Source organism: Paenibacillus sp. B2(2019) (assembly GCF_008370385.1).
GTDB lineage: Bacteria > Bacillota > Bacilli > Paenibacillales > Paenibacillaceae > Paenibacillus_AQ.
The window spans coordinates 934,706-949,191 of sequence record NZ_VTZR01000002.1; the positions used below are offsets into that span (position 1 = coordinate 934,706).

The following is a 14,486-nucleotide window of genomic DNA, read 5'->3' on the forward strand; positions in this document are numbered from 1 at the left end:
CAAGAAAGCCTATGGATTTCATTCATAGGTTTTTTGTTTAGGGAATTCCAAAAGAAAGAAGGGGGATGTACATGAAACGAGGCATCGTTTTTAAGATTCCTAATGAATACGGGAAAATACTTGGAGATCTGTTAAAGCCATTTAATACCGAAACATTCAATTGGTATATAGGTGGCGAGGAGTCTTATTTTATTCAAAACGATACATTAGGAGAGGTCATGTTCCATGAAGAAATTTATGGAATGGACGGCAACGTCCTGAAAGATCTGTTGGAGAATAACGAATACTATATCATCTTTGCGAACTTCAAGGCTTTTCTACGAGAGAAGGATGTAATTGATGTTCAGACCTATGAGGAGTTCTTAAATAGTGATTGCCAGCTTGTACTTTTAGTCGTCGACAGTGAATATGCTACAGTTTATTGCAAAGACCAAGGAAAGCTTGAAGCGCTTTGCCATAACGCAATTTCAAATGGATATGAAGATGTTCAGTACATTACGAATGAGAATGACTTCAGAACAAGATTATCAGTATGGTAGAAGGAAACCGTAAGGTTGATTTGACGAACAAATCATTCATTTGTTACAATGACCCCATCAATTAGGAAAAGGATGAGGACGATGGTTCGTCGTTTGAAACGGTTTAAGAATGTCGCTACTGTATCAAGCTTCTAAGTATAAATGCTATAAATTACTTAGAAGCGAGGGAAAAGAATGAAACAACAGTTGTTTAACCACTGGTCAGAAACGAAGTATTTAAAGGATATTGTCACCAACCCAATGATTGAGGTAGGGGATTACTCGTACTACTCTGGTTATTACGATAGTCATCATTTTGAAGACGGGTGCGTCAGATATCTTTGGGGAGACGAACCGTCAAGAAAGTTATTTAACCCGATCGAAGATTTTGGGTGGCATTTAGATAAATTGATTATAGGAAATTATGTTTGTATTGCAAGTGGTGTAATTATTTTAATGGGTGGAAATCACAATCATCATCCTGAATGGATTACCGTGTATCCTTTTGTGGACCAAATTGAAACCTCTTACGAACCTAAAGGTGATACGATCATAGAAAGTGATGCTTGGATTGGGATGAATGCAATGATTATGCCAGGTGTGAAAATAGGTGAAGGTGCTATTGTTGCGGCAGGCTCGGTTGTTGTAAAAGACGTTCCACCATATACAATAGTAGGTGGTAATCCTGCTAAAGAGATTAGAAAACGATTTACAGATCGTGAAATCGAAAAGTTAAAGGAAATGCGTTGGTTTGATTGGAAACGTGAGAAAATTGAACAAGCTACGCCTATCTTTTCAAGTTCATCGATTGATCAATTATATGAGTTTTATCTAAGGGAAATAAAATCATAACACAATCACAACAGGTTGCCGCAATTATTCGGCAGCCTGTTCTTTTATCAGTTAAGGTAGTTTAACAATAATTGTTCTTTACCAGATTAATCCTAATTAGTATGATAATATGAATGGGCTCATCTAATCTCCTGGGAGGAAAGTGTGCTAGATATATGAAATATATTGAATTTGGTCTAGGCAATACATGGTTTATTAGAACCGAAACGGAGTTAGAGGATGGAAGTGGAAACTATGGATAAAATATTAAATGAAATAGCCAATTTGATAAGCAGTGAGGAAAAAAGAGTTACTATTGGGATTTCGGGTCATGGTGCATCTGGAAAGACAACATTTGCCCATAATCTTTTAAAGCTTCTGGGTCATGAGAAAGTGAATTATATGAATACTGATCCCTATATTATCGGCTCTCATCTTAGAAAATACACTGTAATCGACTATGAATATAACAATGAACGTCATCGTAATAAAATGACAGCATGTCATCCTTCAGCTCATAATATATCTGCTCTAGAGAGAGACATCCGAATGATGCGAGATGGTTTGGATTTTTATACAATAGACACCAATTATTTAAAGAGTACAATGATAGCTTCACAAAACAGAGTGAATATTGTAGAGGGCATGAGCGTTGCTTTTGCAGACCCGAATTTGTTTGATCTGAAGGTTTACTTATATACGGATGGAGACACTGAATTGATGAGAAGGAGTATACGTGATGTCTCTGAAAGAGGAACGGACATCAAATATTTAAGAAAATCTCATGAAGACCGTAGAATTCAATATGAGTTATTTATGCATCCTTTTCATCGAAACTTTGATATTATTATAAAAAATTCCAATGAAAGTTATATTCTTGAAAATGAATTCAGGAGGGAATTATGAATCTTGCAAATAAAGTAACAATCGCCAGAATATTATTAATCCCCATCTTTATAGTGCTTTTCTCAAAATATCCTGATTGGCCAGAGGGGATTTATTATGCAGCTATTGTTTTTTTACTCGCTTCAGCCACTGACAAACTAGATGGGTATATTGCTAGGAAGTATAATCAGGTTACGAACCTTGGAAAGTTACTTGATCCATTAGCGGATAAGTTGCTCATTTCTGCTGCGTTGATTCTACTGGTAAGTCAGCAGATGTTATACACATGGGTTGCTTTAGTTATTGTAGCGAGGGAAGTGATCATTACAGGGATTAGACTTGTCGCTGTCTCTCAGAAAATAGTGTTGCAAGCTGATCGATACGGAAAAATTAAAATGGTATCGCAAGTTGTAGCAATTACTGCAGTTATGTTTACAAACCATCCATTCACCCTTTTTACGAATATACCTATCGATCAAATCCTAATCTATATTTCACTAGTCATAACTATCTATTCAGGATTTAACTACATAAGAAATAACTATCGTTTTTTAAAATTAGAAGCATGAGCTCGATAAAAAGGTTGCTGAATAACAAATAGATAAAGGCGAATTCTCACTCCATTTCGAGTAAGAATTCGCCTTTATTTTATGTTTATCCTTGTGTTTTTCACTTTAATAACGTCAATATATTTATGAGATTTACTGCAAATAAACCCATAACCCTTGCATGTGTATGCCAAGTCTAAGCTCAAATCTGAACTATTGACACAAAAGTGTATTACACGTATAGTACATAAATAAGATGTATGAACCACTTAGTACACACACTTAGTATATGGAGTTGGTTGTATGACAGAAGAACAAAAATCAGGTGTCAGCTTTAATATTCGAGAACCGGTATATATTCAAGTTGTCCGTTACTTTAAAGAACAGATTGCTACAGGGCAAATCGGAGCAGGAGACAAGATTCCTTCACGGCGTGAACTGGCATCAGTAATGAAGATTAATGCGAACACGGCACAGAAGGCATATAAGGAAATGGAGGAACAGGGTTTGATCGTAACAGAAGGAAATTCCCCAAGTCGAATTACACAGGATCAGCAAATACTAAGCTCGATTCGTGCTGAATTAATCGAAAGTGCAGTGGATATATTCATCGGTTCCATTCGGAATATTCAAATTCCAGTTGAAGAACTGGTAGACATCATTAAGACAAAATATACATCAGAGCGATCTCCAGAGGGTGGTGACACAAGATGATCCAAGTGAATCAGATGGTGAAGAATTATGGATTCAAGAAGGTACTAAATGGCGTTAGCTTCACTGCTGCCAAAGGAGAGATCACCTGCCTGATCGGAATCAATGGTGCCGGAAAGTCAACGGTGCTGAAGTCCATCATGGGACTGACACCATACAAAGGTGAAGTCTTAATCGATAATGCATCACTAACACCTGCGATGTATGAGAAAATGACTTTTATTCCAGATTCGTTAACGATGCCCTCCAATATGCGAACTGCTGATTGCTTCAGCTTTATGGCTGACTTTTATCGGAATTGGAACGCTGAACGTGCAGAGGAATTGCTTAAGTTCTTCCAACTGAGCTCTTCGGATCGCGTATCCTCATTGTCGAAGGGGATGGCTGCGAAGTTAAATTTGTTGCTCGGACTTGCCTTGGATTGTGATTACATCCTAATGGACGAACCGTTCTCGGGGATTGATATGTTCAGCCGCGAGCAAATTACTGATGTGTTCACGAGTGAATTGATCGAGGATCGTGGTGTGATTATTACAACTCATGAAATTAACGATATTGAGCATTTAATTGATAAAGTGGTCTTGCTACAGCATGGGAAGGTAGAACGTGAATTCTACTGTGAAGAAGTTCGCGAGCAGGAAGGTAAGTCCATTACGGACGTAATGAGAGAGGTGTACATGAAATGAGAGCTTTTGTGAAGCTATTGAATTTTGAAATGAACCGATTTGCCAAAATATATTTTGGACTCCTGGTGCTGACAGTCGCCTTGCAACTTGTAGCAGTCACCCTCGGTGCTAATCATTGGCTGGATTCTGCGAATGAGGCAATGAGAGTGAATCAATGGACCCTTGAGCAATATCACAATGTGACTGGATATATTCAGCTAAACAGTATGATGTATGCTCGCTATAATGCACTTCTATATTTCGGACCCCTATTTTTGAGCATCACAGTGTTGCTAATATATAGCTGCTTCATCTGGTACCGTGACTGGAGAGGTAAAAATACGGTAGTATATCGCCTGCTCACGTTGCCCTCTAGTCGGGCAAATTTGTATTTTGCCAAGCTGGTTACGATCTTGCTATTCGCATTTGGACTTGTCGCCCTGCAAATTATCCTTGTTCCACTTGAGCGTTTGATAGCACAGTCGATTCTTCCTGCTGAATTATATCGGAACATCTCGGTATTTGATTTTTTGAAGTATCCTACTGTGCTTAAAGTTCTGGTTCCGCCCTACTTTTCTGAGTTTGTACTATACTATGGACTGGGCATTATTGGCTTGATCGTCTTGTTCACAGTGATTCTAATCGAGCGGAGCTACAGACTGAAAGGGATTGGCTTTATCTTACTATATTTAGCGGTTCTGGCTGGACTAGCCTCAATACCATTTCTTATGGGTTATAGCAGTTACGATAGCTACTTCTATCCAGGTGAAATCATAGGCGCTTGTCTCGGATTAATAGTGATCATTGTTGGAGGTTCGCTTTGGTACAGCTTGTATCTATTGCGTAAGAAAATATCGGTATAATTGAAGGGGTATGGAGGTTAAGGAATGAGAAAATATATGGTTACCGCCATTCTTGTAGTGTTCGCGGTTGTTACAATCGGGACGTATTATGTACAAGCTTCACAAGAGACACCACCTAATTATAAGCTGACGACGGTTCAAGGGGATGCTTCCCTCGTTGAAGGTATAGCTGTATACGGAAACTACATGATTAAGGATAGTACTTTTGGCATCAAACGAGCTTATATCACGACAAATGGTACAGATTATCCAGATGAAAAGTCTGCGATTAGCCAAAGTTTAAATCGAAGACCAATGAAAACGCAATTGGATCAGTGGATTGAAGAGCATCGTCAGTTCATGCGCGGTAAGACAAACACATCTGGTTTCTATGAGAATGAGGAAATGCTTGCTTATGTTAATGCGACAGTAGATACGAAGCGATCAAATGATTCATCAGCGAAGAGAAATGCAAAGCTTAGTATTTCTGTACTCAACAAGCAGAAGAACAATACGCTTGAAATCACATCCGATATCAATGTAGATCATGATATTTCAGATATGTATGTACAAAATGTACAGCTTATTGATCAGCAGCTTGTTGCTATGGTGTTTATGAATCACAGTGCCTCAGGTTTTGTATCTGAACCGCAGATCATCCGTGTTAATCTAACCACAAAAGAGATTAAGAATGAGCCGCTCGCGTTACCAGGCGTTAAATCTGTAGCAGCAGATGGGGATACTCAATACGCATGGCTAGCCAATCAAAATCTGGAGCACACGGATCAATGGATTTTAAGGATTAGCAGAAATAATCATAGAAAAGCATATCAAGTGGATGTCAAGACAGGGCAAATCTCGCCGCTCACGTTCCAAGGGCATGAAATGTTATTGAATAATATTATGAATGCCTATGGACAGAAAATTTATTTCCTCCAAAAAGCTGTATCGAGTAAGGAAAATATAGGATTCGCTGTTATTTCTTACGATCTCGTGAGTAAAGAATATGAGACTACTCTGAAGAATACACATATAGATTTAAGTGAAAACATTACCTATGCTTTTAAACAAGACCATCTCTATATTATGGGTTATAAGAATTTCAAAGGTAATCGTCTATATGTATTCAATTTGACAAGCGGTAACCTTGAGTACGAAGGAAAAGTAATATCAACAGAGGCCGCAAATCAGGCAGAAGATGAAGCTAACATGGATTTGAATTTTATCGATCTCGGTCAGTTCTAGAATTATTTTTAGAATAGAAAATTAGATATAAAGAGACATAAAGAGATATAAAAAGGTGACAAAGGCCGGGCTAATGACTTTTAATAGTCAATTAGCTCGGCCTTTTAGTCGTGAAATATAAAACAGTCATTAAACACTATTTTTCGATTAAAATATATTGTAAAACGATAAACTATATGTTAGATTCAATTTTGAAAATAACTTTGTGAGGTGTGTTTTATGAAACTTGGATCAACGCTTTTTTTAAGGATAGCTGTTGTTCTTATTGGACTTCCAGTTCTTGCCTTGTGTATAATTTTTGTGCCTGCGATTTCGAATTATGCAGCAGAATTATACCCTGATCAAACCTATATTAAATATCTCTTGTACATTGATTTGTATGCATCGGCGATACCTTTTTACTTTGCATTGTATCAAGCGATCAAATTGTTAGGGTATATTGACAACAACAACGCTTTCTCAGAATTATCTGTAAAGGTATTAAAAAATATCAGGAACTGTGCAATTGCAATCAGTGGAATTTATGTAGTGGGATTGCCACTTTTCTATCTCGTCGCGGAGAGAGATGATGCCCCAGGGTTCATTGTCATTGGGGTGGTTGTGATTTTTGCTTCCATGGTGATTGCAGTGTTTGCTGCGGTGCTCCAAAAGCTTTTGAAGGAAGCTATTGATATAAAATCAGAAAATGACTTAACGGTCTGAGGAGAAAACAATGGCGATTATTATTAATATTGACGTGATGCTGGCTAAAAGAAAAATGAGCGTGACCGAGCTTTCGGAGCGGGTTGGAATAACAATGGCTAACCTGTCTATATTGAAAAATGGAAAGGCGAAAGCGGTTCGATTATCAACATTAGAGGCGATCTGCAAAGCTTTAGATTGTCAGCCTGGTGATATTTTAGAATACAAAAGTGACGAGGAGACTTAAGAAATAAATGAATAGTAGAGGCAGGGCTCTTTTCTCAATCTTTATGAGGAGGGGGCCTTTTTGATGTGCAATAATTGGAGGTGAAAAATAATAGGGGGATATATTAATGATAAAAAATAATTGTAATACAATCAAAATATATTGAATAACAATAAATTATGTGATAAATTGAATCCAGATTATTAACTTTGTGAGGTGCAGTTTATGAAACGAGAAACACTCTTTTTAAAGATAGTTGTAATTCTTATTGGACTTCCGGTTCTTGCTTTGTGTATTTTTTGGTTACCTACGATACCTAACAAGGCAGCTGGAGATTATCGGGTGTATTTGGTTTATCCCGTTCTTATAGGGGTGTATGTAACGGTGATAGCCTATTTCGTAGCTTTATATCAGGCGTTAAGACTTCTAAGCTACATTGACAAAAACAAAGCGTTCTCAGAACTATCCATTAAGGCTTTAAAAAATATAATTTACTGTGCAATCATCATCAGTATCTTATATGCGGCGGGTATGCCACTTATTTATGAAATGGCACAGGAAGCCGATGCACCAGGTCTAATCGTACTCGGACTTGTCATGACTTGTGCTCCAATTGTGATTGCGGTCTTTGCTGCTGTTCTTCAAAAGCTCTTGAAAAATGCCATAGAAATAAAATCAGAAAATGACTTAACAGTCTGAGGTGAAAATAATGGCGATTATAGTGAATATTGACGTGATGTTAGCTAAAAGAAAAATGAGCGTTACAGAGCTTACAGAAAGGGTTGGAATAACAATGGCCAATCTTTCTATATTGAAAAATGGAAAAGCAAAAGCGATTCGACTATCAACATTTGATGCGATTTGTAAAGCTTTAGAATGTCAGCCTGGAGATATTTTAGAATACCTAATGGACGAAGATGCTTAAATCGTAATGAGTAATCGACTCCGCAGATTGAAAAGAACAGCATTGCCTGGAAAGGAGAGAGCATCATTGAAATCAACAACGCAGCTTCTGCATTTTGGCTATCATCAGGCGATGAGTTGCATATTTCCTATTGCGATCTTTGGGACTTTAGCTCTCTCTAACGTAATAGATCTGCCTTACATTTACCGATATGATGCCATTCTTATTATATTGCTTACCGTTCAATACCTTATGTACCGTACTGGATTAGAGACGCTAGATGAAATTAAAGTCATCTGTGTATTTCACATTATTGGTTTGCTGCTGGAAATTTATAAGATAAGAATGGGGTCATGGTCATACCCTGAACCCGGGCTAACCAAGGTGTTTGGAGTGCCACTGTATAGCGGGTTTATGTACGCGAGCGTCGCGAGCTATATGTGTCAAATTTGGCGTAGACTGAAAATGGATATGACGGGCTGGCCGGGACTTGCTGCTGCTGGATCGCTCGGAGCAGCTATCTATCTGAACTTTTTCACGCATCACTTCATTCCTGATTTTCGCTGGTGGCTAAAGGGGCTTGTACTCATTGTTTTTTGGAAAACTTGGATCATTTATCGGGTACGAAACACTACTTATCGGATGCCCTTGACACTGGCTTTTTTCTTAGTAGGTTTTTTTATCTGGTTAGCTGAGAATATCGCTACATTCTTTAATGCTTGGAAATATCCTGATCAGAATCAGGTATGGCATGTGGTTAGTGTCAGTAAGATCAGTTCATGGTTCCTTCTGGTCATTATTAGTGTCATTATAGTTGCTCAGCTTAAACATGTTAAAGCTAACCGTAACGCGAAAGAGTAGAGTATTGTCTTCAAAGGAAATAGTAGTACATGGAGTAAGAACAAATTAGTGATGAGGGGGAGATGATATGGAATATACAGATTTAAAAAAAATGCAGGATGTGCTTTTCTTTGGTCTAATAGAGCCGGAGGTAAATCAACTAAGGTTATCTTTTTGTAAAAGCAAAACTAGTGATATAGTTGAGCCTCTTATGGATGGTGAGAAAAGCTCTCCCATAATACAAGTTGATTTTCACTCCTATATTGCATATTCGATTAAAAATGAATTCTTTACTTCTGGGGATGATTACGAGGAATTTGACGGAAAAACATTTAGGATTTATAAGAAATCAAGGTATCTTGATTTTATTTCTAATGGAATATTTGCATCAAAGGATTTTCCAAAACCATATAAGCACTATGGGATCTGTTGTATTGACCATGTCGTTGATATTATTTCAACATCGGAACCAGTTGTAAGGGGAATTATATAGATCTGAATTTCTTTCCAGAGTATAGAAGATAGCAGCTGATTGCGCATGCTTGTCTTTTTTAACGATTAGAGTTATTATGGATTTTCAAAGTCGTTAATGGAGGTGCTAAATGAAATATTCCCAAGCGACAGACTATGCGCTTCATGCAATGCTTTATCTGGTGACGGCGGCGTCCGATAAGCCTGTAGGCGTTCAATTACTTGCTGAGAAGCTGGGTGTTTCGCAAACCTATCTGTCCAAAATGATGACCAAGCTAGTCAAGGCTGGATTGATTCAATCTGCACCCGGTGCAAACGGTGGGTATCGTCTCAGACGGAAGTCCGAAGAGATCTCTTTTCTGGATATTATCCATGCGATCGAAGGGACTGCATCTTTGTTCGAATGTAGCCTGGATCATGGTAGCGAGTGCCTGATTCAACAGGTTGTGATTGACGCTGAAAGACAGATGGAGCAGTACTTGGAGAACAAGAAAATTGCAGATTTGGCAAAAACAATGAAGACGGAGTAAAGATCCGTTCTTTTTTGAAATGATTAAAGATAATATAAGTCCGTAATGGCTTTAATATAAAGGAGAATGAGATATGACGGAATTCTGGGAATCAAGCTTTATAGAAAAACAAACGATGTGGGGATTTGAACCTACAGACTCTGCGATCGCCACTAAGGACTTTTTCGTTGAGAGGAATGTTAAAGACATATTGGTACCAGGGATTGGATATGGCAGAAATGCAAAGGTTTTTATAGAGAGTGGGATAAATGTAACGGGTATTGAGATTTCTCAAACAGCAATTGATTTGGCGAGGCAAAATGGAATTGATATTAGCATTTTTCATGGTTCAGTGAATGACATGCCTTATGATAATAACCTCTATGAGGGAATATTTTGCCATGGTCTTATTCATCTATTGAATCATCATGAGAGAGAAAAGTTTATTCAAGATTGCTACAACCAGTTAAAGCCAGGTGGTTATATGATTTTTACAACAGTTTCGAAAAAAGCTCCTATGTTTGGAAAAGGTACTCTATTGGATAAAAATTACTACGAGACAGATTATGGCGTAAAAATATTTTTTTATGATGCTGAATCCATTACACAAGAGTTTGAAACCTATGGACTAGTTGAGTTCTCTGAAATTGACGAGCCGCACAAGGACATGATCAATAAACCGTCGATAAACTTTTTAATGGTAAAATGTAAGAAAGAACTATAGAAAAATTTCGACATATCGAAGATAATATATTTCAAAAGAAGGCAGGTGTTATGTTGATGAGCAATATTATTGATTATTACTCTAGCTTTGATGAGTGGGGCAGGCTGGATAGAGAACCCTTAGAGTTCATTATTAATCTCCATTATATCAAGAAATATATGCCATCAGCTGGGAAGGTGCTGGATAATGGCGCAGGACCCGGTAAATACGCGATGGAACTGGCTAAGCTCGGATATACAGTAACCCTTTCAGATATCACACCTAAATTAGTTGAAGTAGCAATGGAAAAGGCAGCTGAACTAGAATTAACTGAGCAATTTGACGGGTTTCATAACTTAAATGCTATTGATTTAGAAGGAATACCTAATGAGAATTATGATGTTTCATTGATGCTCGGTCCATTGTATCATTTGCAGAAGGAAGAGGAACGAATTTTAGCAGTAAAAGAGTTGCATCGCGTGACCAAGCAAGATGGCTTAGTATTCGTGGCTTTTCAAAGTCGAATGAGAATGACCATTAATTCGTTACAATCCCCGCAGCAGTGGAAACCGAACGATAATATGAACACCATCAATGAATTCTATGAGAGCGGAATCTTTAATCATAGTGACAAGGGCCGATTTACAGGTGCTTATTATTTTAACATTGATGAGATCCAGCCTTTCATGGAAAGGAATGGATTTGAGTCGATAGATTTAATTGGTTCATCAAGTATTGCAGCCATGTTATCTGCAGAGCAGCAACAGTATTGGACTCACCAAGAGGGGGAAGAGAGCTTGATTAACTTTCTCATATCTAAAGCAAATGATCCCTCAATCTTGGGCATCTCATCACATTTGTTATACATCGGTAAAAGAAAATAAAAAAGAGCGCCAGTTTCTTAACTGGCGCTCTTAATTTTATAAATGACAGACTACTTTACAAATGTAGTGTGTAGCGGTTCGCTTTGCTCAACACGCGGATCATTTCGATTTCCTCCGAAGACAGTGGGGCTGACTTAGCAGCCGTTACATTATTCTTCAACTGCTCCATACTACTCGCTCCAGGGATAATAACCGCTACAGACGGATGACCGAGCGGATAATGAAGCGCCGTTTGTGCTAGGGGGCGAGAGTGACTCGTTGCGTGCACAAGCTGATCATGCAACTTCAGAATCTCCTCACTACTGTAATCTAAGTACTTCTTCTCTGCCTTGCTGCGGCCATTCTCCGAAAGGATGCCACCCGCCAAAGGACCCCGGGCAATTAGACTGATCCCATGCTCGGCCAGCAGAGGGAGAATGTCTTCCTCAGGACGTCGATCTAAAATACTGTATTGGCTCATTACACTGATTATGTTTGATTTTTTTACATATTCTCTAATGACATTAGGTCGAATAGAAGAGATCCCATAATATCGGATTAGACCCTCTTGCTTAAGTTCTTCAAAGGCTTCAATAGTTTCATCTATCGGATCATCGATTGTTCCGCCATGCAGCTGATACAGATCGATATAATCCGTTTGGAGGCGTCTTAGGCTGTCTTTGACTGCGGATTTAATATAGGATTTTGATGGATCCCAGCTCCAGCCTTCTTGACCTGGAATTCTGCGGTTACCCACTTTTGTACTCAATATCACCTCACCGCGGCGGTGGCGAATCGCCTTACCAATGATCTCTTCATTACGACCCTCATCATACAGATCGGCTGTATCTAAAAAGTTAATGCCTTGATCGAGCGCTTCATGGACGATGGAAATGGCTTTTGCCTCATCCGTACCTAAGGACATGCATCCGAGTCCTACTTCACTTACATATAAATCGGACTGACCCAAACGATTTTTATTCATAGGTTGTTCCTTTCTAATTCCGTTGTTTGTTATATTATAACGCCTTAAAGCATCGAATTCGAATGTAAATGAATGATTTCCTTTGACATTATAACCTAGAAGCATTATCGTCATAGCATATGTTATTTACTAGATGATGATGGATAGGGAGAGACTTGAACATATGGAACAAGCAATGTTTGCAGGTGGTTGCTTTTGGTGCATGGTTACACCGTTCGAGGAGTTACCAGGTATCCAAGGGATTGTATCGGGATATGCTGGAGGATTAACCGAGAACCCAACTTACGAAGAAGTCAAAACAGGAACAACAGGACATTACGAGGTGGTACAAATTACGTTTGATCCATCGCTTTTTTCATACGAGAAGCTGCTTGAATTATATTGGCCTCAGATTGATCCCACGGATGATGGTGGACAATTTCAGGATCGAGGAACACAATACCGGACAGCCATCTTTTACTATAACGAAGAACAACGTTTAGCAGCCCTTGCCTCGAAGGAGCAGGTTGCTGTGAGTGGCAGATTCTCAGGACCCGTTGTGACGGAAATCCTTCCAGCGCCAACCTTTTATCGAGCGGAAGAATATCATCAGGACTATCATCACAAGAATCCCAAGCATTATAAAGAGGATCGTGAGCAATCCGGACGGGATACCTTTATCGCTAAACACTGGTAATTGCAGAAACGGAATTTCTAAAGTAAAAGAGCATCCTAAGTCGTTCATGGCTTACAGGTGCTCTTTTTGCATCATATACAAATTTTATATATTTTAAATTCTACATACTTTCTACACATTTATAGACTAAACTACTCTAAATCAAGCGAGAAATTTAAAATGGAGGGTTTAGGATGAAAAAAATCATACCCATAGTTGCTGTAACCTTGCTACTGAGTGCAGTGTTAGCTGGCTGTCAATCGGGCAATAATGCCCCATCTGGATCAGATAAGCAAGCTTCTATATCGTCAGTGGATCAACCGTGGATCGCAACAAAAAACACAACTCGTATAAACACTTCTGACCCTATTGAGGCAGCAGTTATCGTTTCACAAACCCTATGGACTGCACAGACGAAGAACAACAGACCTTCAAGTGTAGTATTAACGGATGTAAGCAATTGGCAGATTGCCGCGGTTAGTGCGGATTTGATCCATCATCCGAATAATGGCCCTATTCTTTTTACAACTAAAGAGGGTGTCCCTGAGGCAACGTTAGCAGAGCTTAAGCGATTGAATCCTTTAGGCGCAGAAGGTAATAATGGTGTACAAGTAGTGCTCGTCGGACCCATGGCTTCCAATGTCGAAGAACAATTAAAGACACTGGATCTGAAAGTAGACCGAATTGAAGGGGACGAGCCGGCAGCTGTAGCACAAGCCATTGATACATATTATGCAAAAGCTTCCAGTGAACTTCCAAAGGCAGTCATTGTAGGTTCTATGGATAGTCCTGAGTACACACTGCCTGCAGTGAATTGGATCGCCCATATGCCAGAGCCGCTTCTCTATGTAACAAAAGATGAAATTCCAGACCCTACGGTTAATGCTTTGAAAGAGCGTGGAGGTTCGGCTACAATTTATATCTTAGGACCTGAAAAAGTTGTATCTACAGCAGTAGAAAAGCAATTACAGGAATTCGGCACAGTAACCCGTATAGCTGGAAAAGACATTTATGAGAATGCTATTGCTTTTGCTACTTTTAAGGACGCCAGCAACGGTTTCGGCTGGGGCATAACGACACCTGGACATAACTTGTCTTTGTTGACTACCGATTCAACGATGCTGGCAATCGCCGCCGCACCTTTTTCGCATTTAGGGAAACATGCACCGCTTATCTTTACGGAAAAAGACGGGTTGCCAGATTCCGTGATGGAATATATGATGACCCTTCAACCTAAATTTCAAGATTCACCAGCAGAAGGCCCCTATAATCATGCTTGGTTAACTGGGGACATCAACGTAATAAAAGAAAGTGCCCAAAGCGAAATCGATGATATGCTAGAAATCTCACCGGCGGCAGGAGGCAATCCACATTCCGGTCACTAGGCCACGAAGAGGGTGAACA

Annotated in this window: 21 protein-coding genes; 20 read left to right on the plus strand and 1 reads right to left on the minus strand. The window is 39.0% G+C overall.

Annotation, left to right across the window (positions count from 1 at the left end):
• The first annotated feature begins 71 nt into the window (after window positions 1-71).
• From PAENI_RS04705 to PAENI_RS04790, 18 genes are all read left to right on the plus strand, one after another.
• On the plus strand, window positions 72-539 hold the full coding sequence (locus PAENI_RS04705; protein ID WP_149644406.1) for a DUF2691 family protein: 468 nt from the start codon (window positions 72-74) through the stop codon (window positions 537-539).
• Window positions 540-713: 174 nt separating this feature from the next.
• Window positions 714-1,370: a CatB-related O-acetyltransferase gene (locus PAENI_RS04710; protein WP_149644407.1), complete on the plus strand. Its 657-nt coding sequence runs from the start codon at window positions 714-716 to the stop codon at window positions 1,368-1,370.
• A gap of 155 nt (window positions 1,371-1,525) precedes the next feature.
• Window positions 1,526-1,612, plus strand: coding sequence for a DUF3977 family protein (locus tag PAENI_RS04715; RefSeq protein WP_149644592.1), 87 nt, complete (start codon window positions 1,526-1,528; stop codon window positions 1,610-1,612).
• Window positions 1,605-2,255 (plus strand): uridine kinase family protein, encoded by a 651-nt coding sequence (locus PAENI_RS04720; RefSeq protein ID WP_149644593.1) that lies wholly within the window; start codon window positions 1,605-1,607, stop codon window positions 2,253-2,255. Before PAENI_RS04715 ends, PAENI_RS04720 begins: the two co-directional genes overlap by 8 nt.
• Window positions 2,252-2,803, plus strand: coding sequence for a CDP-diacylglycerol--glycerol-3-phosphate 3-phosphatidyltransferase (gene pgsA, locus PAENI_RS04725; protein ID WP_149644408.1), 552 nt, complete (start codon window positions 2,252-2,254; stop codon window positions 2,801-2,803). Before PAENI_RS04720 ends, pgsA begins: the two co-directional genes overlap by 4 nt.
• A 282-nt stretch (window positions 2,804-3,085) precedes the next feature.
• Entirely contained in the window at window positions 3,086-3,496 is a 411-nt protein-coding gene (locus PAENI_RS04730; protein WP_042187923.1) for a GntR family transcriptional regulator, read from the plus strand.
• Window positions 3,493-4,179 carry an ATP-binding cassette domain-containing protein gene (locus tag PAENI_RS04735; RefSeq protein ID WP_149644409.1) on the plus strand — a complete coding sequence of 229 codons (687 nt, stop codon included), beginning with the start codon at window positions 3,493-3,495 and terminating at the stop codon, window positions 4,177-4,179. The genes PAENI_RS04730 and PAENI_RS04735 overlap by 4 nt, the downstream gene beginning before the upstream one ends.
• Window positions 4,176-5,021 carry a hypothetical protein gene (locus PAENI_RS04740; RefSeq protein WP_149644410.1) on the plus strand — a complete coding sequence of 282 codons (846 nt, stop codon included), beginning with the start codon at window positions 4,176-4,178 and terminating at the stop codon, window positions 5,019-5,021. The genes PAENI_RS04735 and PAENI_RS04740 overlap by 4 nt, the downstream gene beginning before the upstream one ends.
• 24 nt (window positions 5,022-5,045) lie before the next feature.
• Window positions 5,046-6,245, plus strand: coding sequence for a hypothetical protein (locus PAENI_RS04745; protein ID WP_149644411.1), 1,200 nt, complete (start codon window positions 5,046-5,048; stop codon window positions 6,243-6,245).
• Window positions 6,246-6,464: 219 nt separating this feature from the next.
• The gene (locus tag PAENI_RS04750; RefSeq protein WP_076298949.1) at window positions 6,465-6,947 is read left to right on the plus strand and encodes a DUF2975 domain-containing protein; all 483 of its coding nucleotides are present in this window, start codon (window positions 6,465-6,467) and stop codon (window positions 6,945-6,947) included.
• A 10-nt stretch (window positions 6,948-6,957) separates the two neighbouring features.
• A complete protein-coding gene (locus PAENI_RS04755) occupies window positions 6,958-7,173 on the plus strand; it encodes a helix-turn-helix domain-containing protein (protein ID WP_042127458.1) in 216 nt (71 codons plus the stop codon).
• 204 nt (window positions 7,174-7,377) lie between these two features.
• Entirely contained in the window at window positions 7,378-7,851 is a 474-nt protein-coding gene (locus tag PAENI_RS04760) for a DUF2975 domain-containing protein (RefSeq protein ID WP_149644412.1), read from the plus strand.
• Window positions 7,852-7,861: 10 nt separating this feature from the next.
• Window positions 7,862-8,077 (plus strand): helix-turn-helix domain-containing protein, encoded by a 216-nt coding sequence (locus PAENI_RS04765; RefSeq protein ID WP_042187934.1) that lies wholly within the window; start codon window positions 7,862-7,864, stop codon window positions 8,075-8,077.
• Between the two features lie 66 nt (window positions 8,078-8,143).
• Window positions 8,144-8,917: a DUF817 domain-containing protein gene (locus tag PAENI_RS04770; RefSeq protein ID WP_262495498.1), complete on the plus strand. Its 774-nt coding sequence runs from the start codon at window positions 8,144-8,146 to the stop codon at window positions 8,915-8,917.
• Between the two features lie 67 nt (window positions 8,918-8,984).
• Window positions 8,985-9,389: a hypothetical protein gene (locus PAENI_RS04775; RefSeq protein ID WP_149644413.1), complete on the plus strand. Its 405-nt coding sequence runs from the start codon at window positions 8,985-8,987 to the stop codon at window positions 9,387-9,389.
• A gap of 109 nt (window positions 9,390-9,498) precedes the next feature.
• The gene (locus PAENI_RS04780; RefSeq protein WP_042127470.1) at window positions 9,499-9,897 is read left to right on the plus strand and encodes an RrF2 family transcriptional regulator; all 399 of its coding nucleotides are present in this window, start codon (window positions 9,499-9,501) and stop codon (window positions 9,895-9,897) included.
• A gap of 73 nt (window positions 9,898-9,970) precedes the next feature.
• Window positions 9,971-10,600 carry a class I SAM-dependent methyltransferase gene (locus PAENI_RS04785; RefSeq protein WP_149644414.1) on the plus strand — a complete coding sequence of 210 codons (630 nt, stop codon included), beginning with the start codon at window positions 9,971-9,973 and terminating at the stop codon, window positions 10,598-10,600.
• 56 nt (window positions 10,601-10,656) lie between these two features.
• Window positions 10,657-11,463, plus strand: coding sequence for a class I SAM-dependent methyltransferase (locus PAENI_RS04790; protein ID WP_149644594.1), 807 nt, complete (start codon window positions 10,657-10,659; stop codon window positions 11,461-11,463).
• Window positions 11,464-11,518: 55 nt separating this feature from the next.
• Here PAENI_RS04790 and PAENI_RS04795 read toward each other — a convergent pair whose 3' ends face one another.
• Window positions 11,519-12,427, minus strand: coding sequence for an aldo/keto reductase (locus PAENI_RS04795; protein WP_149644415.1), 909 nt, complete (start codon window positions 12,425-12,427; stop codon window positions 11,519-11,521).
• A 163-nt stretch (window positions 12,428-12,590) separates the two neighbouring features.
• On the opposite strand from PAENI_RS04795, the gene msrA reads away from it, so the two are divergent.
• Entirely contained in the window at window positions 12,591-13,103 is a 513-nt protein-coding gene (gene msrA / locus PAENI_RS04800; RefSeq protein ID WP_149644416.1) for a peptide-methionine (S)-S-oxide reductase MsrA, read from the plus strand.
• Between the two features lie 173 nt (window positions 13,104-13,276).
• Window positions 13,277-14,467: a cell wall-binding repeat-containing protein gene (locus PAENI_RS04805; RefSeq protein ID WP_149644417.1), complete on the plus strand. Its 1,191-nt coding sequence runs from the start codon at window positions 13,277-13,279 to the stop codon at window positions 14,465-14,467.
• Window positions 14,468-14,486 lie beyond the last annotated feature (19 nt).

What these genes read in the sequence shown, in the direction of transcription:
- PAENI_RS04705 (WP_149644406.1), top strand. Translation starts at nt 72, where the DNA reads ATGAAACGAGGCATCGTTTTTAAGATTCCTAATGAATACGGGAAAATA.
- PAENI_RS04710 (WP_149644407.1), top strand. Translation starts at nt 714, where the DNA reads ATGAAACAACAGTTGTTTAACCACTGGTCAGAAACGAAGTATTTAAAG.
- PAENI_RS04715 (WP_149644592.1), top strand. Translation starts at nt 1,526, where the DNA reads ATGAAATATATTGAATTTGGTCTAGGCAATACATGGTTTATTAGAACC.
- PAENI_RS04720 (WP_149644593.1), top strand. Translation starts at nt 1,605, where the DNA reads ATGGATAAAATATTAAATGAAATAGCCAATTTGATAAGCAGTGAGGAA.
- pgsA (WP_149644408.1), top strand. Translation starts at nt 2,252, where the DNA reads ATGAATCTTGCAAATAAAGTAACAATCGCCAGAATATTATTAATCCCC.
- PAENI_RS04730 (WP_042187923.1), top strand. Translation starts at nt 3,086, where the DNA reads ATGACAGAAGAACAAAAATCAGGTGTCAGCTTTAATATTCGAGAACCG.
- PAENI_RS04735 (WP_149644409.1), top strand. Translation starts at nt 3,493, where the DNA reads ATGATCCAAGTGAATCAGATGGTGAAGAATTATGGATTCAAGAAGGTA.
- PAENI_RS04740 (WP_149644410.1), top strand. Translation starts at nt 4,176, where the DNA reads ATGAGAGCTTTTGTGAAGCTATTGAATTTTGAAATGAACCGATTTGCC.
- PAENI_RS04745 (WP_149644411.1), top strand. Translation starts at nt 5,046, where the DNA reads ATGAGAAAATATATGGTTACCGCCATTCTTGTAGTGTTCGCGGTTGTT.
- PAENI_RS04750 (WP_076298949.1), top strand. Translation starts at nt 6,465, where the DNA reads ATGAAACTTGGATCAACGCTTTTTTTAAGGATAGCTGTTGTTCTTATT.
- PAENI_RS04755 (WP_042127458.1), top strand. Translation starts at nt 6,958, where the DNA reads ATGGCGATTATTATTAATATTGACGTGATGCTGGCTAAAAGAAAAATG.
- PAENI_RS04760 (WP_149644412.1), top strand. Translation starts at nt 7,378, where the DNA reads ATGAAACGAGAAACACTCTTTTTAAAGATAGTTGTAATTCTTATTGGA.
- PAENI_RS04765 (WP_042187934.1), top strand. Translation starts at nt 7,862, where the DNA reads ATGGCGATTATAGTGAATATTGACGTGATGTTAGCTAAAAGAAAAATG.
- PAENI_RS04775 (WP_149644413.1), top strand. Translation starts at nt 8,985, where the DNA reads ATGGAATATACAGATTTAAAAAAAATGCAGGATGTGCTTTTCTTTGGT.
- PAENI_RS04780 (WP_042127470.1), top strand. Translation starts at nt 9,499, where the DNA reads ATGAAATATTCCCAAGCGACAGACTATGCGCTTCATGCAATGCTTTAT.
- PAENI_RS04785 (WP_149644414.1), top strand. Translation starts at nt 9,971, where the DNA reads ATGACGGAATTCTGGGAATCAAGCTTTATAGAAAAACAAACGATGTGG.
- PAENI_RS04790 (WP_149644594.1), top strand. Translation starts at nt 10,657, where the DNA reads ATGAGCAATATTATTGATTATTACTCTAGCTTTGATGAGTGGGGCAGG.
- PAENI_RS04795 (WP_149644415.1), bottom strand. Translation starts at nt 12,427, where the DNA reads ATGAATAAAAATCGTTTGGGTCAGTCCGATTTATATGTAAGTGAAGTA.
- msrA (WP_149644416.1), top strand. Translation starts at nt 12,591, where the DNA reads ATGGAACAAGCAATGTTTGCAGGTGGTTGCTTTTGGTGCATGGTTACA.
- PAENI_RS04805 (WP_149644417.1), top strand. Translation starts at nt 13,277, where the DNA reads ATGAAAAAAATCATACCCATAGTTGCTGTAACCTTGCTACTGAGTGCA.